Genomic DNA, 24,037 nt, shown 5'->3' with positions numbered 1-24,037 from the left:
CAGGCATGTCGATCTGCGACAAAAAATGTCGTTTCGGGTTGCGGGGCGCTGGAAAGCAAGGAAGCCGGGGTTTCCCCCGGCTTCGATCCTGCAAGAAGGCGCCTATTTTTCGGGTATCAGCCCCCTTGGGCTGAACCTGAGCACAAGCAGAAGTACAAGGCCAAGCGCGATCAGGCGCATGTGCGCCGCCGAGTCCTTCAGATGCTCGCGCAGCGGAGAAGCCGGGTCGAGACCGGAAGTCAGGTATTCCAGCCCGGCCGGCCCCCAGCTTTCGACCTTGAGCCACAGGAAGCTGATCAGGAAACCGCCCAGCATCGCGCCCCAGTTGTTGCCCGAACCGCCCACGATCACCATCACCCAGATGAGGAAGGTGAAGCGCAGCGGATTGTAGGTGCCGGGATTGTGCAGGCTGTCCATCGTCACCATCATCGCACCCGCCAACCCGCAGACGGCGGAGCCGAGCATGAAGATCTGCAGGTGCCGGCCGGTGACGTTCTTGCCCATGGCTTCGGCCGCGACCTCGTTATCGCGGATGGCGCGCATCATGCGGCCCCAGGGAGACCTCAAGGCCAGTTCGCTGGCTGTGATCAGGACCAGCAGGACGACCAGGAACAGCACCGCGTAAAGCAGCTTTACCACGATCGTAGAGGCGACCACCGGATCGGCGCCGAAGCGCGCCGCGAATTCAATGAAGCCCGAGCTGCTCTGAAGATCGACCTCGTACGGCACGGGGCGGGGGATGCCGATCACGTTCTTGACGCCGCGCGCCAGCCAATCCTCGTTCTTGAGGGTCGCGATTATGATTTCCCCGATACCGAGCGTCGCGATGGCCAGATAGTCCGAACGTAGCCCAAGCGCAGTCTTGCCGATCAGCCAGGCCGCGCCGGCAGCCAAGGCCGCACCCACAGGCCAGGCCAGCAGCACCGGCAGGCCCAGGCCGCCAAGGTTCGAATTCGTCGCCGGGTTGAAGGCTTCGATCACCTCGACCGCGGGATCGAACAGCGCCCGGTAAAGGAAAAATCCGCCGATCAGCGTCACGCAAAGCGCAACCAGGCGGACCTTGCCCCGCAGGCGATGGTTCAGCGTGATTGCAAGCGCGATGACCCCCGCGCCGACGATCAGGGCGAAGATCAGCCGGCCGACGCCGCCCGTCGTCCAGACCTCGGTAACCGGAGGGGTGGCGATCAGGACCGGGGCCAGCCCGCCTAGCGCGATGAAGCCCACGACGCCGACGTTGAAAAGACCCGCGTAGCCCCACTGCATGTTCACGCCCAAGGCCATGATCGCCGACAGCAGGCCGAAATTCAGGATGAAGAGCGCGGTGTTCCAACTGCCACCGAACAGCCCGCCAAAGGTTGTCGACCCTTCCAGCACGATCAGCAGCGCCATGCCAGCGAACAGAAGGATGTTGCGCATGTTCATACCGCTTTCCCCTTGAACAGACCTGTGGGTTTGAAGAGCAGCACGACGATCAGGATCGCGAAGGAAACCGCGAACTTGTAATCGGTCGACAGCAGCTGGGCTAGCCCGTCAGGCGCGAGGCTTTCCGGCAGCACATAGGTCGCGACCTTCTTCCAGGCGTAGGTGAACCCCACCTCGGAAAAGGCGATCAGGAAGCCGCCGGCGATCGCGCCCAGGGGGCTGCCAAGCCCTCCGACGATCGCGGAGGCGAAGATCGGCAGCAGAAGCTGGAAGTAGTTGAAGGCCTTGAAGCTCTTGTCCAGCCCGTAAAGCGTACCCGCGATCACTGCGAGGCCCGAGGCGATTATCCAGGTCACCGCCACCACACGCTCGGGGTTGATGCCCGACAGCAGCGCCAGATCCTCGTTGTCGGAATAGGCGCGCATGGATTTGCCGGTGCGCGTCTTGTTGAGGAACCAGAACAACAGCGCAACGACGGCGATCGCGGTGACGATGGTCTGGGCCTGGCTTGCCTTGAATGCCAGCCCCTCGGCCAGGCCGGTCGACTGCTTGAACTCATTGGCGTTGATCAGGAACTTCGCGCCATCGGCAAAGCGGATCTCATCCACGCCGATGACGAAGCGGGTCACGCCGTTCATCACGAACATGACCCCCATGGATACGATCACCAGGATCACCGGCGCCGCCCGTTGCTTTCGGTAGAACCGGTAAACGCTGCGATCCGTCAGCAGCACGACCGCCGCGGTGGCCGCGATGCCGAAGGGCAGGGCGAGAAAAGCCGTTGGAAGGACGCCGAAGGTGACACCCATCGACTGCAGCCACCAGGTCACGAGAATGACGAACCCGGTGCCAAGCGCCATCGTGTCGCCATGCGCGAAGTTCGAGAACCTGAGGATGCCGTAGATCAGCGTTACCCCAAGCGCCCCGAGCGCAAGCTGCGCCCCGTACGCTGTCGCCGGGATGACGACGAAGTTCAGAAGCGCGACGACCGCATTGAGCAGATCCATGCCCCCCCCCTTTGCTGGCCGTTTTGGCCTGTCATTATTGTCACTGGATCAAATACCACACCCGGCCCTCTCTGCAAGTCAAAGCAGTCGCGACCGGTGTTCCGTGCCCCCAGGGCAAAGAAAAGACCCCGGAACCAGACGATCCGGGGTCCCTTGAGCGATGGATCTGGTTCGTTAGCCTTGCGCCTCCGCGCAGGTTCCCTTGGCGAACCCGGACTTGCTGCCGGTTCCGGTGTAGTTCAGTTCGCCCGTGTCGGTCTGGACGGTGAAGTTCTGCGTGAAGCCTTCGCCGATAACGACGAAGAAAAGGCTGTTTGCGCCGGGGTAGACGCTTGATGGGATCTCGGCGCCCTCGATCAGGACATGGCCCTTGTCCTCACCTTCATACTGGACCAGCTGCGCGGTCGCCTGCGCCACTGCGCCCGAGCAATCGAAAACCCTGTTTCCCGCCTCTGCAGAAATGGGCAGCAAAGAGGCGATGACGACAAGAGCATGTTTCACGGAAGGCTCCAATGTTGTGTTCCGAGCCGGCGCAGTAGAAGTGCACTATGGCTGAAACGTGTCAGCATCTAGGCGCTTTCACGGGGGTTGTGTAACAGTAAAACGCGCCGCGATCGCGGCGTCGTTTTCGGCTTGAAAGTCGTCTTTTTGGAACGGCTTATCCGCCCAGGAATGTCCGGCGAACCTCGGGGTTGGCAAGAAGCGCTTCCCCTGTGTCGGTGTAGCGGTTCGCGCCCTGTACCAGGACATAGCCCTTGTCCGCGATCTCAAGCGCCTGGCGGGCGTTCTGTTCGACCATCAGGATCGAGATGCCGGTGCGGGCGACCTCGATGATGCGGTCGAAAAGCTCGTCCATGACGATGGGGGAGACGCCGGCGGTGGGTTCGTCCAGCATCAGGAGCTTGGGCTGCGTCATAAGTGCGCGGCCCACGGCGACCTGCTGGCGCTGGCCGCCGGAAAGTTCACCTGCGGGCTGGCGGCGCTTTTCCTTCAAGATCGGAAACAGGTCGTAGACCTGTTCCATCGTCCTGTGAAAATCGTCCTTGCGGATGAAGGCGCCCATTTCCAGGTTCTCTTCGACCGACATCGAGGGGAACACGTTGTTGACCTGCGGGACGAAGCCCATGCCCCTTGCTACGCGATCCTGGGGGGTAAGGCCCGTGATATCCTCTCCGTCCAGTTTCACATGCCCCTTGCGCAGGTGCAGCATCCCGAAGACCGCCTTCATCGCGGTTGACTTGCCAGCGCCGTTGGGGCCGACGATCACCGCGATTTCTCCCTTTTCGACCGTCAGGGTGCAGTCGTGCAGGATATCGGCGGCGCCGTAGCCGCCGGTCATGTTCTCGGCCGCAAGAAAGCTCATGCCGCACCTCCCTGACCGGCTTCGTCGCCAAGCCCCGGCTGGGCGCCGTGACTTTCGTGGGTCCGGGATTCGGCCTCGACTTCGGCCTTGACCTTGTTCTTCAGGCCCCGGCCCAGGTAGGCTTCGATCACGGCCTCGTTCTCCATGATGTGCGCGGCCGATCCTTCGGCCAGAACCTTGCCTTCGGCCATCACGATCACCGGGTCGCACAGGCGGCCGATGAAATCCATGTCGTGCTCGATCACGCAGAAGGTGTAGCCGCGTTCCTTGTTCAGCCGCACGATCGCATCGCCGATCGTGTTGAGAAGGGTTCGGTTCACGCCGGCGCCGACCTCATCAAGGAAGACGATCTTGGCATCGACCATCATCGTGCGGCCCAGTTCCAGCAGCTTCTTCTGTCCGCCGGAAAGATTGCCCGCGCGTTCGTTCGCGAGGTGGGAAATGGTCAGGAAGTCAAGAACTTCGTCGGCTTTCTTCGCGAGCGCGCGTTCCTCGGCGGCGATGCGCTTGCGCCCGAACCAGGCGTTCCACAGCGTCTCGCCGGACTGCCGTGCCGGCACCATCATCAGGTTCTCGCGCACCGTCATCGAGGAGAACTCGTGCGCGATCTGGAAGGTCCGCAGAAGCCCCTTGTGGAAAAGGTCGTGCGGTGGCAGCCCCGTGATGTCCTCGCCGTCCATCACGACGCGGCCGGAGGTTGGCTTGTAGACACCCGCGATCACGTTGAACAGCGTGGACTTGCCCGCCCCGTTCGGCCCAATAAGCCCCGTGATCGATCCCTTTGCGATCTCGAGGGACGCACCGTCAACGGCGCGGAACCCACCGAAATGCTTGTGCAGATCTTCAACGATGATCATGCGTTTCCATCCCTTCGCGCGGGTATGCCCGCGTCTTTCGATATGGAAAGGCAGCCCGGAGATCTCCGGGCTGCCCTGTGAAAGTGATCCGCTTAGCGGTAGCCCACCGTCGAGTAGGCGCCGTCAGCGAACAGGATTTCCTGATAGTTGCCCTTGCTTTCGCCCGGACCCACCAGTTCGACCGCGCTTGCACCTTCATAGTCGATGTCGGTGCCGGCAGCGAGCAGGTCCAGCGCCTTGCCAAGTTCACCCGGATAGATCTTTTCGCCCGGCGCGTTGGCGACATCCATCACCTTGCCCGCGAAATCGGCCGAATTCGACGAGCCGGCGGCCGCCATCGAAAGCAGGATCAGAGCGGCGGCGTCGTAGCTTTCCGGGGCGAAGGCCGACGTCGGGTCAATGCCAGCAGCGCTTGCCAGGTCCGCGAAGATTGCCGCGCCCTGGCTGTCGGTGCCCGGATAGGCGCCATAGGAGCCATTGAGTTCCGCGCCGAAGTTTTCGTTCAGCTTCTGGCCAACCATCCCGTCCGGGAAGTAGAAGGTCGAGAACGCACCAGTGTCGATGGCGGCGCGCACGATGCCCGAACCACCTTGGTCGACATAGCCCGCAACCACCAGGACGTCGCCGCCGGCCGAGGCAAGCGCGCCGACTTCGGCAGAGTAGTCGGCCTTGCCGTCTTCGTGGGCCGCCGAAATGGTGACCGTGCCGCCAGCGGCTTCGAAGTTACGCTGGATCGATTCCGCGAGACCCTTGCCGTAGTCGTTGTTCGTGTAGGTCAGAGCGATCGATTCGACGCCCTTCTCCTTCAGGATGTCCGTTACCACTTCGCCCTGGCGCGCATCCGAGGGCGCGGTGCGGAAGAACAGGCCGTTGTCCTCAGCGGTCGACAGCGCGGGTGAGGTCGCCGAGGGCGAGATCATCACGACGCCGTTCGGGACGGCCACGTTGCCAAGGATCGCGCCGGTCACGCCCGAGCAGTCCGCGCCCATGATCGCGCTGACCTTGTCGGTGGTGACAAGACGTTCGGCCGCGGCGGTGGCGGCGGCGGCATCCACGCAGGTCGAATCGCCGCGCACCGAGGTCACGGTCGAGCCGCCAAGCAGCTTGCCGGAGTCGCTGACTTCCTTCATCGCAAGTTCCGCCGACGCACCCATTGCCGGGGTGATCGATTCCAGCGGGCCGGTGAAGCCCAGGATGACACCGACCTTGATGTCCTCAGCGCTGGCCGCACCCGCCAAAAGCGCGACCGAAGCAGTCGCGGCGAGAAGTTTCTTCATCTTGTTGCTCCCATATTGGATCAAAATCCTGGCAGAGACCCTAGAGCGGGTTTCGGGAAAAGAAAAGCGGTTCGAAACGTTCCACAGGGTGCCGGCAGCGCATGACCGAAAATCACCCGTTTGCGCATGATCCGGCGTCGCGACCGGAACCTGCAGGCGTGCCCGGACAGGGGCTTCAGATGGAAAGGCGTGTGACCCCTGGCACGCCGTGGGTGCCACGTTCGCGGTAGGGGGTCGTCTTGTAGTGCGCCCTGTAGCACTTGGAAAAATGCGACGGGCTGGCGAAGCCGCAGGCAAGCGCCACGTTGATGACGCTCATGTCCGTCTGCATAAGCAGGTTGCGCGCCTTCTGCAGCCTCAGTTCCATATAATACCGCTTGGGGCTGCGGTTCAGGTAGCGGCGGAACAACCGCTCAAGCTGACGTGTGGACATGCCGACCTGGTCCGCCAGGTCGGCCGGGCTGATCGGGTCCTCGATATTCGCTTCCATCATCTGGATGACCTGCGACAGCTTCGGATGCCGCACGCCGATCCGCGTCGGAATCGACAGGCGCTGCGTATCCTGATCGGTCCGGATCGAGGAATAGATCAACTGGTCGGCAACGGTGTTCGCCACCTCTTCGCCGTGATCCGAGGCGATGATCTTGAGCATCAGGTCGATGGATGCGGTGCCGCCCGCGGTGGACATGCGGTTGCCATCCAGAACGAAGACGGACTTCGTGAGCTTTACGTCCTCGAACTCCTCGATGAAGCTGTCCTGGTTTTCCCAGTGAATCGTCGCGCGCTTGCCGTCCAGCAGCCCCGCCTTGGCCAATGTGTAGGCCCCGGTGCAAAGACCGCCGATCGCCGAACCGCGACGCGCCTCTCGGCGAAGCCAGTTCAGGATGGGTTTCGAGGTTGCGTCCTGAACGTCGATCCCGCCACACACCAGCACGGTATCATCCCGAGATATCTCATCCAGCCCCATGTCCAGCTTGAAGGACGCGCCATTCGAACATGTCGCCTCCTTTCCGTTCTCCCCGGCCAGCGCCCAGACATAGGCTTGCTTGCCGATGACGCGGTTGGCGATCCTCAGGGGTTCGATGGCACCTGCAAAGGACAGCATGGTAAAGTTGTCCAGCAGCAAGAAAACGAAGCGTTTCTTGCGCGGCGCTGTAGTGGGCGCGGACTTGCTTGAGGACGGCGCGGGAGACATTATGCGACTCTGATTTGTCGTTTTGGTCACAGAACCATCAAATTTCACGCCCTGCAAGGGGCATGGAGTGGCGCAATGGGTTTGCATGGCGGCGGCCCTGCCAGTATAAGCCGCCCGGTTAACGCTAAACGCTTGGAGTGACCCATGACCAAGGGCTGGAACAAATCCGATTGGCGCAACCGTCCGCGGGTGCAGATGCCGGATTATCCGGATCAATCCGCACTGAACGCGGTCGAGGCGCAGATCGCGCGCATGCCGCCCCTGGTCTTTGCAGGCGAAGCGCGCAGCCTCAAGCGCGCCTTGGGTGAAGTCGCAGCCGGCCGCGCGTTCCTGCTTCAGGGCGGCGACTGCGCCGAAAGCTTCTCCGAGTTTTCGGCCGACAACATCCGCGACACGTTCAAGGTCATCCTGCAGATGGCAATCGTCCTGACCTGGGGCGCCAAGCTGCCCGTGGTGAAGGTCGGCCGCGTCGCAGGGCAGTTCGCCAAGCCTCGTTCCGCCGGGACCGAGGTCATCGGCGGCGTGGAGCTGCCGTCCTACCGTGGCGACATCATCAACGGCTTCGACTTCACGGCCGATGCGCGCATTCCCGATCCGATGCGGATGCTGCAGGCCTATACGCAGGCTGCCGCGTCGCTGAATCTTCTCAGGGCGTTTTCGACCGGTGGCTTCGCGGACATGCACCGCGTTCAAAGCTGGATTTCTGGCTTCACCGACGAAGATGAAGCCAAGCGCTACCGCGAGATCGCGACGCGCATCCAGGACGCCATGGATTTCATGGCGGCGGCCGGCGTGACCTCGGACACCGTCCACGCCATGTCCAGCGTGGATTTCTACACGAGCCACGAGGCACTGTTGCTGGAATACGAAGAGGCGCTTTGCCGTATCGATTCCACCTCGGGCCTGCCGGTGGCCGGGTCGGGGCACATGATCTGGATCGGCGACCGGACCAGGCAGCCTGACGGCGCGCATGTCGAGTTCTGCCGCGGCGTGCAGAATCCGATCGGCCTGAAGTGCGGCCCGTCGTTGTCTTCGGACGATCTGAAGGTGCTGTTGCGCAAGCTCAACCCGGAGAACGAGCCGGGCCGCCTGACCCTGATCGCGCGTTTCGGCGCCGGCAAGGTGGGGGACAACCTTCCGCGGCTGATCAAGGCCGTCGAGGAAGAGGGCGCCAAGGTCGTCTGGACCTGCGATCCGATGCACGGCAACACCATCAAGTCGGCCTCTGGCTACAAGACCCGGCCCTTCGACAGCGTGCTTCGCGAAGTGAAAGAGTTCTTTGCGGTCCACAAGGCCGAGGGCACGATCCCCGGAGGCGTGCATTTCGAGATGACGGGCAAGGACGTGACCGAATGCACCGGCGGCGTGCGCGCGGTGACGGACGAAGACCTCTCTGACCGCTACCACACGGCCTGCGATCCGCGCCTCAACGCGAGCCAGTCGCTGGAACTGGCCTTCCTGGTAGCCGAGGAGTTGCAGGATCGTCGATCGATGCAGAAAGCCGCTGGCATGTGAACCTGCCGGAATCGCAGATCGAAGCGGGCCCCGTCGGGGCCCGTTTTCATTCGTCGGACTTCACAAGCCGCAGGTGCCCCCGCCGGCGTTCAGGCCCGGTGAAAGCTGGCATGTGTTCGGAAAATCCCGACACCCCAGACCTAGGCAGCGAGATCGGATGGCCGGTGATGATCTCTGTACGCCGCGCGTCGGCAATCGTGAAGCGCCGCGGCGCAAGCCCGATCGGGCCCGTGGTTGCCAAACAACCGAGCGCCCGGTCTATTCCTCCGCGATCGCTTGCCATGGGTAACAGCAAGAGCCGCCCCGTCAGCGCCTGCCGGCCAGGCCCCGTTTCAGCCACCAGCGCAAGTTCGGCCACCGTGGGCGTGTCGAACAGGTCGGCGATCACCGCGCCCATTCGCGGCCGCGATCCCGAAGTGAACATCGCCGTGATGGGCATGCCCCTGACCTCCATGCCCATGAGGTCGTTCAACTGTCCGCCCGCGACCCGGAAGCGCGCGATCTGCGGCGCCACCCGTTCCAGAATGAAGGCGTGGTCCAGCACGGCTTCGATGCCACGGGGATCGATCTCGGATCGAAGCGGAACCGTCCGGCTGGCGCGGAGGGTTTCCCAATACGCCCGAATTTCTTCCAATACTGTCTGAGTCATGTTCTTTCGCGCCCTGGCGAAGGGGACGACCACGCCCCCGAAGAAACCATCCACACTCATCACACACTCTCCTGCCGGATCCCGCGAACATGTCAGCGACTGCGTTGTTCACGGGTTCAGGCTTTGTTAACCCTAAGGCGGAAATGCTTACCTAAGTATTAACATAGCCGATCTTGAATGAGTTGGGCGGAAAAAAGGAAGCCGATGGTTAATCACGCGCTTGTCTCAATGACTGGCTTCGCCGAGCGCCGCGGCGCGGGTCCTCTTGGTGACTGGGTCTGGGAAATCCGGGCGGTCAATGGCAAGGGGCTTGATCTTAGGATGCGCCTGCCCGAGGGGATCGACGGGCTTGAACAGGCGGCGCGGGCGGCGGTTTCCGCACGCGTGGCACGGGGCAACGTGTCGCTTTCCCTTAAACTTTCGCGGTCAAGCGAAGCGGGTGCGATCCGGGTGAACGCCGCTGGCCTGGCGGTCGCGCTTGATGCTGTCGCCTTCGTGACCGAAGAGGCCGCGCGCCGCGGGTTCGAGGTTCGACAGCCCGCGGCCACCGATATCCTGACACTGCGCGGGGTCATGGAGACCGGAGCGCCGCCCGAAGATACGGGGCCGCTGCTGGTGGCGCTTCTGGCCGATCTGGATGCCCTGCTCGACGATTTTGGCGCAATGCGCGCGGCCGAAGGGCGAGCGTTGGCCGAAGTCATCAACGGCCAGATTGCGCGAATCGACGAGCTTGCCCGGAATGCTCGCGACGCTGCGGAATTGCGTCGGCCAGAGATGGAGCAGTCGCTGCGCGATAACCTGGCCCGGATCATGGCGGGCGCGGCCGATGCGGACCCGAACAGGATCGCGCAAGAACTGGCGCTTTTGATGGTCAAGGCCGATGTCACGGAAGAGCTTGACAGGCTTGTCGCCCATGTCGCGGCAGCCCGACGTCTGCTGGGCGAGGCGGGTCTGGTCGGCCGCAAGTTTGACTTCCTCATGCAGGAGTTCATGCGCGAGGCCAACACCTTGTGTTCCAAGTCGGGCAACGCCGAGCTGACACGGATCGGCCTTGACCTGAAGACCGTGATCGACCAGATGCGCGAACAGGTTCAGAACGTGGAATGAATATGCAGCGCAGGGGTCTTCTCATCATCCTGTCCTCGCCCTCTGGCGCGGGCAAATCGACTTTGGCGAAACGGCTGATGGCTTGGGACCCGACGCTGAAATTCTCGGTGTCGGCAACGACGCGGCAGCCCAGACCGGGTGAAGTTGACGGACGGGATTACTATTTCCGCACGCGTGAGGACTTCGAAACCATGGTTGCCGCAGGCGAAATGCTGGAGCATGCGGAAGTCTTCGGCAATTTCTACGGCTCTCCGAAGGGGCCGGTTGAGCAGGCGATGAAGGACGGGCGCGACACACTGTTCGACATCGACTGGCAGGGTGGTCAGCAGGTGCGCAACTCGGTTCTCGGCAATGATGTCGTGTCAATCTTCGTGCTGCCCCCGTCGATCGCCGAGTTAGAACGGCGACTGCGCGCGCGCGCGCAGGACAGCGAAGAAGTCATCGCGGGGCGTATGGCCAAGAGCGAGGCTGAGATCAGTCACTGGGCCGAATACGACTACGTCCTGATCAACGATGACATTGACCGCGCCGAGGCCGATCTCAAGACGATCGTGACCGCCGAACGGATGCGGCGCGACCGCCAGCCAGGCCTGTCGGAATTCGTGCGCGGCCTGAACAAGGAGTTCGAAGCAAGATGATCTACTCGCTTGACGGTGTCGCCCCCGAAATCGGCCACGATGTCTGGATCGCGCCCGATGCGAACATCATCGGCAAGGTTGTTCTGGAAGACGAGTCCGGCATCTGGTTCGGTGCGACATTGCGCGGCGACAACGAGGTGATCCACGTCGGCCGCGGCACCAACATCCAGGAAAACGTCGTCTGTCACACCGACATGGGCTATCCGCTTGTGATCGGCCCCGACTGCACCATCGGCCACAAGGCGATGCTGCACGGCTGCACGATCGGTGCGGGAACCCTGATCGGGATGGGCGCCACGATCCTGAACGGCGCCAGGATCGGCGCCGGCTGCCTGATCGGCGCGGGTGCGCTTGTGACCGAAGGCAAGGAGATACCGGACGGTTCGCTTGTGATGGGCGCGCCCGGCAAGGTCATTCGCACGCTGGACGAGGCAGCGCGCGCGCGGCTTCTTGCATCTGCCGAGGGCTACCGCCGCAACGCGCAGCGATTCATTGCCGGGCTGATGCCGCTCTGACATGGGCAAGGCGGGGCGCTGACATGCCGAAGTTCCTGGATCGCGAACACCCGATCTTCCGCCGCCTTTGGGTCCGGGTGGCAACCGTCGCCGCACCGCTTGGCTGGGCGGTGTTGGAAATTGCCGCCGGCAACCCGCTTTGGGCCGTGATCTTCGGCGCCTTGGGCGGCTATGCGCTTTACGAGCTGTTCCTGCGCAGATCCTGAAAACGGTGCGGCTTCGGCGTCGTCCGCCGCGCCGGCCAACCCGCCACTTGAGCGTCGCAGGCCAACGTGCCAAGCAGGGCGGAAAGGAGATCCGCCCATGACTGATGATCGCGCCATTCCCGAAAACCTCGTGCGCCGCGCGCCCATGCCGGCAAGCGTCAGTCGCCCCGTCGTGACGCCGATCATGCCGTCGGTCGTCTATGCCTCGGAATGTCCGGATGAACTGGATGCACAGTACGAGGGTCGGGTGAAGGGCTTCACCTATGCGCGCGAAGGACACCCTAACGCCGAGGTTCTGGCCAGCAAGATCGACGCGCTTGAGGGCGCCGAGGGCGGGTTGATCGTCGGCTCGGGCATGGCGGCGGTTTCGGCGGTTCTACTGGGGTGCCTGAAGGCGGGCGACCATGTCCTAGGCGGCGATCAGCTCTACGGCCGATCCCTGCGGCTGATGGGGCAGGACCTGCCGAGGCTTGGCATTTCCACCTCGTTGGCCGATCCGACCGATGCGTCCGCATTCGTCCGGGCAATGCGGCCCGAGACGCGGATGGTTCTGGTCGAACTGGTGTCGAACCCAACGCTGCGTGTCGCGGACATTCCGGGCATCGCGGCGGTGTGCCGGGAACACGGTGTGATTCTGGTGGTGGACAGCACCTTTTCCACGCCGCGCGCCTTCCGCCCGTTCGAGCACGGGGCCGATATTGTCATTCACTCGGTGACGAAGCTTCTGGCGGGTCATTCCGACGTAACCTTGGGCTACGTCGCGGCAAGGGATCCCGCGATGCGCAAGGCGATCTACGATTTCGCTGTAACGACTGGCATGACGCCAAGCCCCTTTGATTGCTGGCTGGCGGAACGCGGGCTGATGAGCTTTCATCTGCGCTATGATCGGGCAGAGGAGAACGCAAAGGCCTTGGCCGAACATCTTGGCGGTCTGCCCGGTGTCAGGCGCGTGCTGTATCCACTTCGCCACGACCACCCCGACCACAACCGGGCGGCGGCGCTTCTGGGGACGCGCGGAGGCAACATGCTTTCGTTCGAGGTCGAAGGCGGCAGGGCAGGGGCGAACGCCCTGACGCGCGCGATGGCGGATCTGCCCTTTGCGCCCACGCTGGGCGACATCGGGACGATCCTGTCTCATTCGGCCTCGTCCTCTCACCGCGCGCTTTCACCCGAAGCACGGCAAGAACTTGGCATCACCGAAGGGTTCTTCCGCATCTCGGTCGGGGTTGAGGATATCGAGCTTCTGAAACGCGACTTCAGTGCGGGGGTTGCCGCCGCAAAGGCTGCGGCGGGGTGATCTTCCTTTCCTTCGCCTGACGTACTTGCGCGAAGCAATTGGTTCTGCACGGTTAGTGCAGAAAGATCCCGGAGGGTCAGATGAACAGCGAGGACTGGCAGGAAGCGATTGCCGCCGTGCCCATGGCGCTGATGCTGCTGGACAGGGATGAGCGTATCGTCGCGGCGAACGAAGCCGCGCGGGTCCTGTTCGGGGGCGCCGTCGAGGACCGTCTTGGCGCGGCTGTGCTGCGTCATCCCGCGTTCCTGGACGCGCTCTCGCGTGTCTTGGCCGAGGGTGTGGTCGCGCAAACGCGCTCGACCTTGCCCGGCAAATCGGAAGAGGGCGGGCTGAACATTCATATCAAGCCGGTCAGAATCCAGGGCCGTCCGGCCGCGCTGGCCGCTTTCGAAGACGTGTCCGCACTGGAGCAGGCCGAAGCCATCCGCCGCGATTTCGTCGCCAACGTCAGCCATGAGCTTCGAACGCCCCTGACCGCGCTGGTAGGGTTCATCGAAACGCTCAAGGGTCCCGCCCGCGACGATCCCGTCGCGAGAGAACGATTCCTTTTGGTGATGGAAAGCGAGGCCGGGCGCATGATGCGGCTGGTCAACGACCTTCTGTCGCTTTCGCGCGTTCAGGCCGAAGAGCGGCGGCGTCCCTCGGAAACGGTGGAAGTCCTGGCGCTTCTGCGCCGCGCGATCGCCGCGCAAACGGCCCTTGCGGGCAGCGCGGACGTCACGCTTGAGATCGACACCACGGTGCCCGAAGCGGTGGTGCGGGGCGATTCAGACCAGCTGATGCAGGTCTTCCTTAATCTTATCGAAAACGCCGTGAAGTACGGCGGCGCGGGCAAGGTCGTGACCCTGAAGGTTAGCGAGGTTGCCCGTGAACCTGTGCTGAAGGGTCCGGCCGTGCAGATCGAGGTGATCGACCGGGGCGAAGGAATCGATGCGATCCACTTGCCGCGCCTGACAGAGCGTTTTTACCGGGTCGACACTCATCGAAGCCGCTCCAAAGGCGGAACGGGCCTTGGCCTTGCGATTGTAAAGCATATCGTCAATCGCCACCGCGGGCGTCTGAGGATTGAAAGCGAGCTTGGAAAAGGCTGCAATTTCATAGTGATAATCCCATCAAGTCCGGCATGAGGCTGCGGGGGCAAGCCGCGCCGGATTTGGCAATTGTCATGCTGCTGTTACACTCGAGTCACAAAAGCATTGCATGCGGCATCTAAACCGCCGTCGAGGTCGCTACAGAGGCGACCGAAACAGAGCTGCTAGGAGTGTGCCATGAAAGCCGCCAAAATCACCGTATCCGCCCTCGCGCTTGTCGCCGCCGCTGGCGCCGCCGAGGCCCGTGACCAGATCCAGATCGCCGGTTCGTCGACCGTGCTGCCCTACGCAACCATCGTGGCCGAAGCATTCGGCGAAAACTTCGACTTCCCGACCCCGGTCGTGGAAGGTGGCGGTTCGGGCGCCGGCCGCAAGAAGCTGTGCGAAGGCGTTGGCGAGAACACCATCGACATCGCCAACTCCTCCTCGCGCATCAAGCAGTCGGACATCGACCTTTGCGCCTCGAACGGCGTCAACGAGATCATGGAAGTCCGCATCGGCTATGACGGCATCGTCTTCGCCTCGGATCTGAATGGCGCCGAATTCGCCTTCACCCCGGCCGACTGGTACAACGCACTGGCCGCCAAGGTCGTGAAGGACGGTGTGCTGGTCGACAACACCAACAAGACATGGGCCGACGTGAACGGCGATCTGCCCGCGCAGGACATTCTTGCCTTCATCCCGGGGACCAAGCACGGCACCCGCGAAGTTTTCGACGTGAAGGTGCTGGAAGCCGGCTGTGAAGCCACCGGCGCCGCCGAGGCCATGAAGGCTGCGGGCGACGAGAAGGCCGAAGGCTGTCTCGCGCTGCGTACCGATGGTGTATCGGTCGACATCGACGGCGACTACACCGAAACCCTTGCACGGATCGACGCCAACAAGAACGCCATCGGCGTCTTCGGCCTGTCGTTCTACCAGAACAACACCGACAAGCTGCGCGTCGCGACGATGGACGGCATCGTGCCCTCGACCGAGACGATCGCCTCGGGCGACTACCCGGTTTCGCGCCCGCTGTTCTTCTACGTGAAGAAAGCGCACCTCGGCGTGATCCCCGGCCTGCAGGAGTACATCGACTTCTTCGTTTCGGATGACATGGCTGGACCGGACGGTCCGCTGGCCGCCTACGGCCTCGTGTCGGACCCGGAACTGGCCAAGACGCAGGAAATGGTTGCCTCGGGCACCCCGATGGCGCCGCTGAACTGAACCTGACAAAGCGGGCGGCGGTCATGTGCCGCTGCCCGCCACTCTCTTTTGCGGACTGGATATCTCGATGAGCATTGGGCTGTTGCTTGCGATCATCCTCGGGCTCGCGGCCGTTGGTTACGTGATCGGGATCCGGCGCGCCAAGGACAGAGCGGGCGGCGATACGCGCCGCCTTCATTCGCTGGCGGGATATCACGGCCAGTCGGTACTTCTCTTTACCGCCGTCCCGGCCTTGCTTGTCGTTGGGGCATGGTTGCTGCTGCAACCGGTCGTCATCGAAGCGCGCGTGAGCGGGATGATCGCAGAATCCGACGTGCCGCAGGGCAGCAGTCTTGATCTCGTGATGAGCGACGTGCGTCGCGTCGCGGATGGGCTGAACGCGATCGCAGCGAATGAACAATTGACCGAGGACGAAATCGCCGCGATGGGCGCCGATCTTGGGGGCCTCCGCTCGCGGCTGGGCAATGCGGGCGTAGCGCTTGCCTCCGACGTGCAGCCCAGCGTTTTCGAAGCATCCAGAACGTACCGACAGATGAACAACACAGGGCTGACGGCATTGTCGATCAGCGCCATCCTGGTTGCTCTCGCCGGTCTTGTCTTCTCGGCGTCCCGAATCCAAGCCGAATTCCGCGCCCGCAACGTGTCCGAAAGCTTCGTGAAGCTCCTGTTCATCGGGTCTTCCTTCGTCGCCGTCCTGACGACGTTCGGCATCATCGCCTCGCTGGTGGTCGAATCCGTCCACTTCTTCCAGCTGTATCCGATCAAGGATTTTCTCTTCAGCCTGACCTGGAACCCCCAGTTTCGTGGCGGGTCTGATCTGGGCATCTGGCCGCTGCTCTGGGGCACGCTCTACGTTTCCTTCGTCGCGCTGCTTTTCGCGGTGCCGGTCGGCCTGCTGAGCGCGATCTACCTTTCGGAATATGCCTCCAAGCGCGTCCGTTCGGTCGTGAAACCGGCGATCGAGATCCTCGCGGGGATTCCGACGATCGTCTACGGTCTGTTCGCCCTGATCACCGTGGGGCCGTTCCTGCGCGACTACTTTGCGCAGCCGCTCGGGCTCGGGACGTCATCCTCTTCGGTGCTGACAGCCGGTCTTGTCATGGGCATCATGCTTATCCCCTTCGTGTCTTCGCTTTCCGATGACATCATCAACGCCGTGCCGCAGGCCATGCGCGACGGGTCGTTCGGACTTGGCGCCACGCACTCGGAAACCGTGCGCCAGGTTATTCTGCCGGCTGCCCTTCCGGGAATCGTCGGCGCGATCCTCCTGGCTGCCAGCCGCGCGATCGGCGAAACCATGATCGTCGTGATGGGGGCAGGGGCGGCCGCAAAGCTCAGCCTCAATCCTCTGGAGGCGATGACCACGATCACCGTCAAGATCGTCAGCCAGCTGACCGGCGACACCGAATTCGCCTCTCCCGAGACCCTCGTCGCCTTCGCGCTTGGCATGATGCTGTTCATCTTCACGCTCGGACTTAACGTCATCGCACTCTACGTCGTGCGCAAATACCGGGAGCAATACGAATGACCGACGCCGTCGCCCATCCGACGCCGCATTCCGGGTCGCTGCTCCGTCAGGACGAGCGGACCCGCCGCCGCAACAATGCCGAGCGCCGCTTCCGGCTCTATGGACAGGTTGCGATCGGCATCGCCATCATGGCGCTCGTGATCCTGTTGACCTCGGTCCTTGGAAATGGCCTGAGCGCCTTCCGGCAGACCTTCATCTCAATGCCCGTGACGCTTGACGCCGCCGTGCTGGACAAGAAGGGAAACCGCGATCCCGCAGATCTCAAGAAGGTCACGACGATCGGATACTCCAAGCTGCTGGTCAACAGCCTGACGCAGGTGATCGAGGAAGAGGGCATCGTGGTCGAAGGCTTGGCCTCGTCCGACATCAAGGACATGATTTCGGACGAGGCCGCTGCCCAGGTCCGCGACCGAGTGCTCGGCAATCCAGACCTGATCGGCCAGACCGTCGACCTCAAGGTTCTCGCGAATGGGCGCATCGACGGCTATTTGAAGGGCCGGGTTTCGATGGAAAGCGCCGAACGCGACAGCAACGTCTCGGTCAATCAGCTTCGGCTGACGGAATCATTGGTGGAGCGCGGCATCATCGGCAAGTCGTTCAACTGGGGCTTCCTGACCGCGGCGGACGCGTCCGAGCTTCGGCCCGAGGCGGCTGGCCTTGGCGTGGCGATCCTTGGATCGGCCTACATGATGATCGTGGTGCTGGTTCTTTCGCTGCCCATCGGTGTCGCAGCCTCGATCTATCTTGAGGAGTTCGCTCCGAAGAACCGCTGGACCGATCTGATCGAGGTGAACATTTCCAACCTCGCGGCGGTCCCCTCGATCGTCTTCGGCATCCTGGGGCTTGCGATCTTCATCAATTTTGCGGGACTGCCGCAATCCGCCCCGATCGTCGGTGGCCTGGTGCTGACGCTGATGACGCTTCCGACGATCATCATCACGACGCGGGCGGCGATCAAGGCGGTGCCGCCCTCGATCCGGGACGCGGCACTTGGGATCGGCGCCTCAAAGATGCAGACCGTGTTCCACCATGTCCTGCCGCTCGCCATGCCCGGAATCCTGACGGGGGCTATCATCGGCCTCGCGCAGGCGCTTGGCGAAACCGCGCCGCTACTGCTGATCGGCATGGTGGCCTTCGTGCGGGACTTTCCGGCCGCTCCTCCGGAAGGTCTGTTCGATCCCGCCGCGGCTCTTCCGGTTCAGGTCTACAACTGGACACAGCGCGCGGATCCGGCCTTTGTCGAACGGGCCTCGGGGGCGATCATCGTGCTGCTGGTCTTCCTTCTCGTCATGAACACAGCGGCAATCTTGCTGCGTCGCCGCTTCGAACGGCGCTGGTGAACGGATATGAGCGATATGAACGACATGCGACTGACAGAACGCGCCGTTGACGCGACAGATGTGAAGATTTCCGCCCGGAAGGTGCAGGTGTACTACGGCGACAACCACGCCATCAAGGATGTCGACGTGGACATACCTGACCGTATGGTCACCGCCTTCATCGGGCCGTCGGGTTGCGGCAAGTCGACCTTCCTGCGCAGCCTGAACCGGATGAACGACACCATTCCGATCTGCCGTGTCGAAGGCAAGATCACACTGGATGGCGAAGACATCTACGACCGCCGCGTGGACCCGGTCCAACTGCGCGCCAAGGTGGGCATGGTTTTCCAGAAACCCAACCCATTTCCGAAGTCGATCTACGACAACGTGGCCTACGGTCCGCGCATCCACGGGCTGACCCGCAACAAGGCCGAGCTGGACGAGGTGGTCGAGCAGTCGCTGCGCCGCGCAGCCCTGTGGAACGAGGTGAAGGACCGCCTTCACGCGCCCGGCACGGGGCTGTCCGGTGGTCAGCAACAGCGCCTTTGCATCGCCAGGGCGGTCGCGACCTCGCCCGAGGTCTTGCTGATGGACGAGCCCTGCTCGGCGCTTGACCCGATCGCCACCGCCCAGGTCGAGGAACTGATCGACGAGCTCAGAGCCAACTTCTCTGTCGTGATCGTCACGCACTCGATGCAGCAGGCAGCCCGCGTCAGCCAAAAGACGGCGTTCTTCCACCTCGGCAATCTGGTCGAGTACGGCGAAACGGGGCAGATTTTCACGAAACCCCAGGACCCGCGAACGGAAAGCTACATTTCCGGACGGATCGGTTGAGGAGACGAGCATGACCGAGCAGCATATCCTGCGCGCTTTCGACCGGGATCTGGAAACCATACAGGCCCTGCTTATGAAGATGGGCGGCATGGTTGAAACCGCAATTCTGGAAGCCGCCAACGCGCTTGAGGCCAAGGACGACGAGCTGGCGCAGAAGGTTCGGTCGGACGACAAGGCGATTGACGCGCTTGAGGAAAAGATCAACGACGAGGCCGCCCGCCTGATCGCCCTGCGCGCGCCGATTGCGACTGACCTGCGCATGGTGCTGTCCGTCATCAAGATCGCGGCCGCCCTTGAGCGGATCGGCGACTACGCCAAGAACATGGCCAAGCGGTCGGTCGTGCTGGCCCAGATGCCGGAGGTGGGCGGCGCGACCGGATCGCTTCGCCGGATGTCAAAGGCGGTCGTGGCCCTGCTGACGGACGCGCTGGACGCCCATGTGCAGCGCGACGCCGACCTGGCGCGCGACGTGCTGATCCGCGACCGCGAGATTGACCAGATGTACAATGCGTTGTTCCGGGAATTCCTGACACACATGATGGAAGACCCCCGCAACATCACCGCAAGCATGCATCTGCATTTCATCGCCAAGAACGTCGAACGCATGGGCGATCTTGCGACCAACATCGCCGAGCAGGTGATTTATCTGGTGACCGGCGAAAAGCCGGATGAGGACCGGCCCAAGGCCGAAAGCGTCACGACGCACGGTGTGAACGGGGGCTGACCATGAGCATCGCCCAACCGAATGTGCTTGTGGTCGAGGACGAGGCGGCGCAGCGCGAAATCCTTGCCTACAACCTTGAGGCCGAGGGGTTCCGGGTGCGTATCGCCGGGGACGGGGAAGAGGCCATGACGATGGTGTCCGAAGAGACGCCCGACATCGTCGTGCTGGACTGGATGATGCCAAACGTCTCGGGCATCGAGGTCTGCCGCAGGTTGCGGGCCCGGTCCGAAACCAAGTCGGTTCCGATCATCATGCTGTCGGCGCGCTCCGAAGAGTTCGACCGTGTGCGAGGGCTGGAAACAGGCGCCGACGACTACGTGGTCAAACCCTATTCCGTGGTCGAGCTGATGGCGCGCATCCGCACGCAGCTGCGCCGCACCCGCCCCGCCACCCAAGGCGAGGTGCTTGTGTTCGAGGACATCACGCTGGACTCCGAAACCCATCGCGTCCAGCGGGACGGCAAACCGGTCAAGCTGGGCCCGACCGAGTTCCGGCTTTTGACCACGCTCATGGAAAAGCCAGGCCGGGTGTTCAGCCGCGAACAGCTTCTGGACCGCGTGTGGGGCCGCGACATCTATGTGGACACCCGAACCGTCGACGTCCATGTCGGTCGCCTTCGCAAGGCACTTTGCGTCCATGGCGGAGAGGATCCGGTCAGAACCGTCCGTGGCGCGGGTTACGCCCTGGGCTGACGACGTGGCGCAGGCTGGATTTGCCTTGCCGCGGCGACGGCACCAGCCGATCCTTGGCGTTTACAAGCACCGAACGCAGAAACGCGCTTGCAAAATCGCGCTTGGTTGCTTTGCGTCTCCGCGCTGGCAAGCCGCCTGTGTTGCCCTCTGTCCGCGCAAATCGCCGCCGGTTCCGGCCCAATGTGCCGCGATGTCGTGATCACCCCTGTGGAATGTCGTTTTCGCCTGCCATGTGACGGAAACTGCAGCCGCTCCGGCGCTCAAGCGGCTAATAAGTGCGCCAATACCATACCCAAGGAGTGGCAGACATGAGCGACGTGGGCGAAGGCCGGCGTGCAAGGGGCGGCGGAGCCGCTCGTAGAGCGGAGCGCACCGCGGTCCGTATCGAATGCGCGAAGTTCATCGAACGGAACATCCCCAACCTCGAGATCCTCAACGAAGAAGCGCTCCAGATCATCGAGCACAACGCCGAGACGATTCTGGAAGAGATCGGCGTAAACTTCGTTGAAAACCCCGCTGCGCTGGAGCGGTGGAAGGATGCTGGTGCCGATGTTCAGGGCGAACGGGTCCGCATCCCGCGCGGCCTGGCCCGCGAACTGTGCAAGACGGCGCCGTCTTCCTACGTTCAGCATGCCCGCAACCCCGAGCGCAACGTGACCGTTGGCGGCAAGGGCCTTGTCCTTGCACCGGTCTACGGCCCCCCCTTCGTGCGCGACGAAGGCGGCCGCCGTTACGCGACGATCGAGGACTTCCAGAAGTTCGTGAAGCTTGGCTACATGTCGAAGTGGCTGCATCACTCCGGCGGCACTGTCTGTGAACCGACTGATGTCCCGGTGAACAAGCGCCACCTTGACATGCTGCTGGCGCACATGACGCTGTCCGACAAACCGTACATGGGCTCGGTCACCGAGCCGGTGCGCGCGGAAGACTCGGTCGAGATGTCGAAGATCCTCTTCGGTGACGACTTCGTCGAGCAGAACACGGTGATGACCTCGCTCATCAACATCAACTCGCCGATGACCTTCGACGGGATCATGATGGGCGCGCTCGAGGTCTATGCGCAGCACAACCAGGCCGCCATCATCTCTCCGTTCATCGTGGGCGGCGCAATGGCTCCGGTGACGGTCGCGGGAACCCTCACGCAGGTTCTGGCCGAAGTGCTTGCGGGCGTGGCGTACAGCCAGCTGATCCGCAAGGGCGCGCCGGTCATCGCAGGCGCCTTCGTGACCTCGATCGACATGAACTCTGGCGCGCCGACCTTCGGCACCCCGGAAGCGAGCCACGTCACCTACGGCGTCGGTCAGCTGGTCCGTCGTCTGGGCATTCCCTATCGTTCGGCTGGTGGCTTCACCGGATCGAAGGTGCCTGACGCGCAGGCCGCCTACGAAAGCGCGAACAGCCTGAACATGGGCCTGCTGGCCGGCGTGAACTTCATGCTTCACGCTTGTGGCTGGCTGGAAGGCGGTCTTGTTTCGTCGTTCGAGAAGTTCGTGATGGACGCCGACCAGCTGGGCGTCATGCACCACCTCGCGAAGGGCATCGACATCAGCGAAAACGGCCAGGCACTGGACGCGATCCGCGAAGTCGGACCGGGCGGTCACTACCTTGGCTGCGCACACACGCAGGCGAACTTCAAGTCGGCGTTCTGGCGCACCAACCTTCTGGACTACAAGCCCTACGAGACCTGGGAAGAAGAAGGCGCACGCGACACGGTCCAGCTGGCCCGCGAACGCGTCGCCCGCATGCTGGCCGACTACCAGAAGCCGGCGATCGATCCGGGCGTTGAAGAGGCGCTGAACGAATACGTCGCAAAGAAAAAGGCGTCGATGCCGGACGCCTTCATGTAAGGTCCGTCCAATCGGATGACTTGGGCCGCGCCACATGGCGCGGCCCTTTTCGTTTCAGGAGTGAACGTCCTGCGCTCGCGGTATCAGCCGCATCTCGGCAAGGATCGCGATCAGCACCTCGATGTGGCGGACAAGGTTGTAGCTTGCGTCGCCGCTTTGGCGTACCTCCTCAAGCTTGATTTCCTCGGCGATCAGCACATCCACCGCCTGCTCGGGTGCGGGACAGGCCGCGCAGCGCAGGACGCGGCGTAGGTCCCGTTCTCGGTTGTAGTCAAACAGACCGTGCCGGGCCGCCTGCAGAAGCAGGCGTGGGCGGCGCATCTGGGCAAGTCGGGTCATCAGATCGGTCATGCGAGTCTCCTTTCGACGTCGCGCCGAAAGTGAGGCCGGATTCGTCGGTGTTGCGCACCGCATCGTGACTGCGCCCGGAAGGGTCAGAGATATTTAGAATTTTTCAATAATTCTCCGCTTCGAGCCGGGCATTAACGACCGGGTAAGGAATGCTTCCCACGTTGAGCGCGGTTAACGAAAAGCGGCCTGGGGGGCGCCGCCAAATCTGCGGGGGACTATATTGATGACGGCTTTGGTTGAATGCCCAGTTCGACTTCCTGGCTGGTTGCCGGACAAGGCGCTCCTCTATCTCCGCCATACCGAGGAAGGATTGACGATCCGTGAACTTGCGCGCCGAGAGGGCCGCCATGCCTCGACCGTGCTTCGACAGGTGCGCGCCTATGAAAACCGGCGTGACGACCCCTTGGTGGACGAGGCGTTGGACCGCCTTGGTCGACTGCACGCGCGGCTGATGCGAACCAGCATTTCAATACCTACAGCCTCCGAAACCACTGCCCCGGAAAAGGACCTACTGCACATGACCGCAGCGATACGCACGACACCCGAAATTGTCGACGAAGCCACCGTCAACAAAGAGGCGCATCGCATTCTGCGCCGGTTGTGCGAGCCAGGCGCGATACTGGCCGTGTCGTCCGAACTGGACAAGGCCGTGGTCGTGAAGGGCGAGGTGCGCACGGCGGTCGTGGACCGCGGCATCGCGCAGGTGTTCGCGCTGAAGGACTGGATATCGGTGAAGAGCCCCGGCCGGGTCACAACGTATCAGATCACAGGCGCAGGCCGCGCAGCGCTCAAGCGGCTTCTGTCGGAGACGGAGGGGGGCAGGGGGACAAGCGAAGCGTCGATGCCCTTTGCCGACCAGCACCGCATCTGGGCCGAGCGCAACATCATGGAAGACGGCCACGAAAGCCCACGCCGGCTGCGCTACAACCTGGCCGAAAGCCCCTTGGCCGCCTTGGCGCGCCGCCGCGACCGCGATGGGGAACTGTTTCTGACGCAAGATCTCGTGACGGCCGGAGAGCGCCTGCGCGAAGATTTCGAACTGGCGCAGATGGGGCCGCGGGTCACCCAGAACTGGGACAAGTTCCTGACCGGATCGGATCGGGGTGCCCCGCAACCTGGACACGGCATGAGCGAGGGCTCCGCCCGTGCCCGTGACCGCGTGGCCGCGGCATTGCGAGAGCTTGGCCCCGGACTGGGCGACATGGTGCTCAGGGTCTGCTGTTTTCTCGAAGGGCTTGAAGCCGCCGAAAAGCGGCTTGGCTGGTCGGCGCGGTCTGGCAAAATCGTCCTTCGCATCGCGTTGATGCGTCTGATGCGCCACTACGAAGAAACCTACGGCAGCCGACCGCCGATGATCGGCTGAACCATTCAAACGGCAGCGGCGCCCGGTTTCCCGGGCG

Annotated in this window: 24 protein-coding genes; 15 read left to right on the top strand and 9 right to left on the bottom strand. The window is 63.0% G+C overall.

Going from position 1 to position 24,037, the window contains the following annotated elements:
• Nucleotides 1-102 precede the first annotated feature (102 nt).
• The 7 genes from OEW28_RS15555 to OEW28_RS15525 form a co-directional block, all read right to left on the bottom strand.
• Complete coding sequence (locus OEW28_RS15555; RefSeq protein WP_263735713.1) at nucleotides 103-1,422, bottom strand: branched-chain amino acid ABC transporter permease; 1,320 nt, start codon at nucleotides 1,420-1,422, stop codon at nucleotides 103-105.
• On the bottom strand, nucleotides 1,419-2,429 hold the full coding sequence (locus OEW28_RS15550) for a branched-chain amino acid ABC transporter permease (protein ID WP_263735712.1): 1,011 nt from the start codon (nucleotides 2,427-2,429) through the stop codon (nucleotides 1,419-1,421). The genes OEW28_RS15555 and OEW28_RS15550 overlap by 4 nt, the downstream gene beginning before the upstream one ends.
• Before the next feature lie 174 nt (nucleotides 2,430-2,603).
• On the bottom strand, nucleotides 2,604-2,930 hold the full coding sequence (locus OEW28_RS15545; RefSeq protein ID WP_263735711.1) for a hypothetical protein: 327 nt from the start codon (nucleotides 2,928-2,930) through the stop codon (nucleotides 2,604-2,606).
• Between the two features lie 157 nt (nucleotides 2,931-3,087).
• Nucleotides 3,088-3,792, bottom strand: a complete 705-nt coding sequence (locus tag OEW28_RS15540) for an ABC transporter ATP-binding protein (protein ID WP_263735710.1) — start codon at nucleotides 3,790-3,792, stop codon at nucleotides 3,088-3,090.
• Nucleotides 3,789-4,649, bottom strand: coding sequence for an ABC transporter ATP-binding protein (locus OEW28_RS15535; RefSeq protein WP_263735709.1), 861 nt, complete (start codon nucleotides 4,647-4,649; stop codon nucleotides 3,789-3,791). The genes OEW28_RS15540 and OEW28_RS15535 overlap by 4 nt, the downstream gene beginning before the upstream one ends.
• 92 nt (nucleotides 4,650-4,741) lie before the next feature.
• Nucleotides 4,742-5,926 carry an ABC transporter substrate-binding protein gene (locus tag OEW28_RS15530; protein WP_263735708.1) on the bottom strand — a complete coding sequence of 395 codons (1,185 nt, stop codon included), beginning with the start codon at nucleotides 5,924-5,926 and terminating at the stop codon, nucleotides 4,742-4,744.
• A 175-nt stretch (nucleotides 5,927-6,101) separates the two neighbouring features.
• Nucleotides 6,102-7,031, bottom strand: coding sequence for a GlxA family transcriptional regulator (locus tag OEW28_RS15525; RefSeq protein WP_412174806.1), 930 nt, complete (start codon nucleotides 7,029-7,031; stop codon nucleotides 6,102-6,104).
• A gap of 234 nt (nucleotides 7,032-7,265) precedes the next feature.
• Here OEW28_RS15525 and OEW28_RS15520 point away from each other — a divergent pair, with 234 nt between their 5' ends.
• On the top strand, nucleotides 7,266-8,636 hold the full coding sequence (locus OEW28_RS15520; RefSeq protein WP_263735706.1) for a class II 3-deoxy-7-phosphoheptulonate synthase: 1,371 nt from the start codon (nucleotides 7,266-7,268) through the stop codon (nucleotides 8,634-8,636).
• A gap of 46 nt (nucleotides 8,637-8,682) precedes the next feature.
• Here OEW28_RS15520 and OEW28_RS15515 read toward each other — a convergent pair whose 3' ends face one another.
• Nucleotides 8,683-9,345 carry a PAS domain-containing protein gene (locus tag OEW28_RS15515; RefSeq protein ID WP_263735705.1) on the bottom strand — a complete coding sequence of 221 codons (663 nt, stop codon included), beginning with the start codon at nucleotides 9,343-9,345 and terminating at the stop codon, nucleotides 8,683-8,685.
• A 144-nt stretch (nucleotides 9,346-9,489) separates the two neighbouring features.
• Here OEW28_RS15515 and OEW28_RS15510 point away from each other — a divergent pair, with 144 nt between their 5' ends.
• From OEW28_RS15510 to OEW28_RS15450, 13 genes are all read left to right on the top strand, one after another.
• Nucleotides 9,490-10,392, top strand: coding sequence for a YicC/YloC family endoribonuclease (locus OEW28_RS15510; RefSeq protein ID WP_263735704.1), 903 nt, complete (start codon nucleotides 9,490-9,492; stop codon nucleotides 10,390-10,392).
• A gap of 2 nt (nucleotides 10,393-10,394) precedes the next feature.
• Entirely contained in the window at nucleotides 10,395-11,030 is a 636-nt protein-coding gene (gene gmk / locus OEW28_RS15505; protein ID WP_263735703.1) for a guanylate kinase, read from the top strand.
• The gene (locus OEW28_RS15500; RefSeq protein ID WP_263735702.1) at nucleotides 11,027-11,545 is read left to right on the top strand and encodes a gamma carbonic anhydrase family protein; all 519 of its coding nucleotides are present in this window, start codon (nucleotides 11,027-11,029) and stop codon (nucleotides 11,543-11,545) included. Before gmk ends, OEW28_RS15500 begins: the two co-directional genes overlap by 4 nt.
• Before the next feature lie 23 nt (nucleotides 11,546-11,568).
• Nucleotides 11,569-11,751, top strand: a complete 183-nt coding sequence (locus OEW28_RS15495) for a hypothetical protein (RefSeq protein ID WP_263735701.1) — start codon at nucleotides 11,569-11,571, stop codon at nucleotides 11,749-11,751.
• 97 nt (nucleotides 11,752-11,848) lie between these two features.
• A complete protein-coding gene (locus OEW28_RS15490) occupies nucleotides 11,849-13,048 on the top strand; it encodes a trans-sulfuration enzyme family protein (protein WP_263735700.1) in 1,200 nt (399 codons plus the stop codon).
• Between the two features lie 80 nt (nucleotides 13,049-13,128).
• Complete coding sequence (locus OEW28_RS15485; protein ID WP_263735699.1) at nucleotides 13,129-14,175, top strand: ATP-binding protein; 1,047 nt, start codon at nucleotides 13,129-13,131, stop codon at nucleotides 14,173-14,175.
• Nucleotides 14,176-14,316: 141 nt separating this feature from the next.
• The gene (locus OEW28_RS15480; RefSeq protein ID WP_263735698.1) at nucleotides 14,317-15,342 is read left to right on the top strand and encodes a substrate-binding domain-containing protein; all 1,026 of its coding nucleotides are present in this window, start codon (nucleotides 14,317-14,319) and stop codon (nucleotides 15,340-15,342) included.
• Between the two features lie 67 nt (nucleotides 15,343-15,409).
• Nucleotides 15,410-16,870 carry a phosphate ABC transporter permease subunit PstC gene (pstC, locus tag OEW28_RS15475; protein WP_263735697.1) on the top strand — a complete coding sequence of 487 codons (1,461 nt, stop codon included), beginning with the start codon at nucleotides 15,410-15,412 and terminating at the stop codon, nucleotides 16,868-16,870.
• The gene (gene pstA / locus OEW28_RS15470) at nucleotides 16,867-18,210 is read left to right on the top strand and encodes a phosphate ABC transporter permease PstA (RefSeq protein WP_263735696.1); all 1,344 of its coding nucleotides are present in this window, start codon (nucleotides 16,867-16,869) and stop codon (nucleotides 18,208-18,210) included. Before pstC ends, pstA begins: the two co-directional genes overlap by 4 nt.
• A gap of 15 nt (nucleotides 18,211-18,225) precedes the next feature.
• On the top strand, nucleotides 18,226-19,023 hold the full coding sequence (gene pstB / locus OEW28_RS15465; protein ID WP_263735776.1) for a phosphate ABC transporter ATP-binding protein PstB: 798 nt from the start codon (nucleotides 18,226-18,228) through the stop codon (nucleotides 19,021-19,023).
• A 10-nt stretch (nucleotides 19,024-19,033) separates the two neighbouring features.
• Nucleotides 19,034-19,747 carry a phosphate signaling complex protein PhoU gene (gene phoU, locus OEW28_RS15460; protein WP_263735695.1) on the top strand — a complete coding sequence of 238 codons (714 nt, stop codon included), beginning with the start codon at nucleotides 19,034-19,036 and terminating at the stop codon, nucleotides 19,745-19,747.
• 2 nt (nucleotides 19,748-19,749) lie between these two features.
• Nucleotides 19,750-20,439 (top strand): phosphate regulon transcriptional regulator PhoB, encoded by a 690-nt coding sequence (gene phoB, locus OEW28_RS15455; protein WP_263735694.1) that lies wholly within the window; start codon nucleotides 19,750-19,752, stop codon nucleotides 20,437-20,439.
• A 308-nt stretch (nucleotides 20,440-20,747) separates the two neighbouring features.
• Nucleotides 20,748-22,286 (top strand): trimethylamine methyltransferase family protein, encoded by a 1,539-nt coding sequence (locus tag OEW28_RS15450; protein ID WP_263735693.1) that lies wholly within the window; start codon nucleotides 20,748-20,750, stop codon nucleotides 22,284-22,286.
• 54 nt (nucleotides 22,287-22,340) lie between these two features.
• Here OEW28_RS15450 and OEW28_RS15445 read toward each other — a convergent pair whose 3' ends face one another.
• Nucleotides 22,341-22,637 (bottom strand): DUF6477 family protein, encoded by a 297-nt coding sequence (locus tag OEW28_RS15445; protein WP_263735692.1) that lies wholly within the window; start codon nucleotides 22,635-22,637, stop codon nucleotides 22,341-22,343.
• A gap of 223 nt (nucleotides 22,638-22,860) precedes the next feature.
• Between OEW28_RS15445 and OEW28_RS15440 the strand changes: the two genes are divergently transcribed.
• Nucleotides 22,861-24,000: a helix-turn-helix domain-containing protein gene (locus OEW28_RS15440; RefSeq protein WP_263735691.1), complete on the top strand. Its 1,140-nt coding sequence runs from the start codon at nucleotides 22,861-22,863 to the stop codon at nucleotides 23,998-24,000.
• Nucleotides 24,001-24,037 lie beyond the last annotated feature (37 nt).

Origin of the sequence: Albidovulum marisflavi (assembly GCF_025751435.1) — a bacterium.
GTDB classification, from domain to species: Bacteria; Pseudomonadota; Alphaproteobacteria; order Rhodobacterales; family Rhodobacteraceae; genus Albidovulum; species Albidovulum marisflavi.
Note: the sequence above shows the minus strand (reverse complement) of the source record. Positions and strands in the feature narration are given on the sequence as shown.

Excerpts from the sequence above, each read along its gene's own strand:
- OEW28_RS15555 (WP_263735713.1), bottom strand. The coding sequence starts at position 1,422 with ATGAACATGCGCAACATCCTTCTGTTCGCTGGCATGGCGCTGCTGATC.
- OEW28_RS15550 (WP_263735712.1), bottom strand. The coding sequence starts at position 2,429 with ATGGATCTGCTCAATGCGGTCGTCGCGCTTCTGAACTTCGTCGTCATC.
- OEW28_RS15540 (WP_263735710.1), bottom strand. The coding sequence starts at position 3,792 with ATGAGCTTTCTTGCGGCCGAGAACATGACCGGCGGCTACGGCGCCGCC.
- OEW28_RS15535 (WP_263735709.1), bottom strand. The coding sequence starts at position 4,649 with ATGATCATCGTTGAAGATCTGCACAAGCATTTCGGTGGGTTCCGCGCC.
- OEW28_RS15530 (WP_263735708.1), bottom strand. The coding sequence starts at position 5,926 with ATGAAGAAACTTCTCGCCGCGACTGCTTCGGTCGCGCTTTTGGCGGGT.
- OEW28_RS15525 (WP_412174806.1), bottom strand. The coding sequence starts at position 7,031 with ATGCTGTCCTTTGCAGGTGCCATCGAACCCCTGAGGATCGCCAACCGC.
- OEW28_RS15520 (WP_263735706.1), top strand. The coding sequence starts at position 7,266 with ATGACCAAGGGCTGGAACAAATCCGATTGGCGCAACCGTCCGCGGGTG.
- OEW28_RS15515 (WP_263735705.1), bottom strand. The coding sequence starts at position 9,345 with ATGAGTGTGGATGGTTTCTTCGGGGGCGTGGTCGTCCCCTTCGCCAGG.
- OEW28_RS15510 (WP_263735704.1), top strand. The coding sequence starts at position 9,490 with ATGGTTAATCACGCGCTTGTCTCAATGACTGGCTTCGCCGAGCGCCGC.
- gmk (WP_263735703.1), top strand. The coding sequence starts at position 10,395 with ATGCAGCGCAGGGGTCTTCTCATCATCCTGTCCTCGCCCTCTGGCGCG.
- OEW28_RS15500 (WP_263735702.1), top strand. The coding sequence starts at position 11,027 with ATGATCTACTCGCTTGACGGTGTCGCCCCCGAAATCGGCCACGATGTC.
- OEW28_RS15495 (WP_263735701.1), top strand. The coding sequence starts at position 11,569 with ATGCCGAAGTTCCTGGATCGCGAACACCCGATCTTCCGCCGCCTTTGG.
- OEW28_RS15490 (WP_263735700.1), top strand. The coding sequence starts at position 11,849 with ATGACTGATGATCGCGCCATTCCCGAAAACCTCGTGCGCCGCGCGCCC.
- OEW28_RS15485 (WP_263735699.1), top strand. The coding sequence starts at position 13,129 with ATGAACAGCGAGGACTGGCAGGAAGCGATTGCCGCCGTGCCCATGGCG.
- OEW28_RS15480 (WP_263735698.1), top strand. The coding sequence starts at position 14,317 with ATGAAAGCCGCCAAAATCACCGTATCCGCCCTCGCGCTTGTCGCCGCC.
- pstC (WP_263735697.1), top strand. The coding sequence starts at position 15,410 with ATGAGCATTGGGCTGTTGCTTGCGATCATCCTCGGGCTCGCGGCCGTT.
- pstA (WP_263735696.1), top strand. The coding sequence starts at position 16,867 with ATGACCGACGCCGTCGCCCATCCGACGCCGCATTCCGGGTCGCTGCTC.
- pstB (WP_263735776.1), top strand. The coding sequence starts at position 18,226 with ATGAACGACATGCGACTGACAGAACGCGCCGTTGACGCGACAGATGTG.
- phoU (WP_263735695.1), top strand. The coding sequence starts at position 19,034 with ATGACCGAGCAGCATATCCTGCGCGCTTTCGACCGGGATCTGGAAACC.
- phoB (WP_263735694.1), top strand. The coding sequence starts at position 19,750 with ATGAGCATCGCCCAACCGAATGTGCTTGTGGTCGAGGACGAGGCGGCG.
- OEW28_RS15450 (WP_263735693.1), top strand. The coding sequence starts at position 20,748 with ATGAGCGACGTGGGCGAAGGCCGGCGTGCAAGGGGCGGCGGAGCCGCT.
- OEW28_RS15445 (WP_263735692.1), bottom strand. The coding sequence starts at position 22,637 with ATGACCGATCTGATGACCCGACTTGCCCAGATGCGCCGCCCACGCCTG.
- OEW28_RS15440 (WP_263735691.1), top strand. The coding sequence starts at position 22,861 with ATGACGGCTTTGGTTGAATGCCCAGTTCGACTTCCTGGCTGGTTGCCG.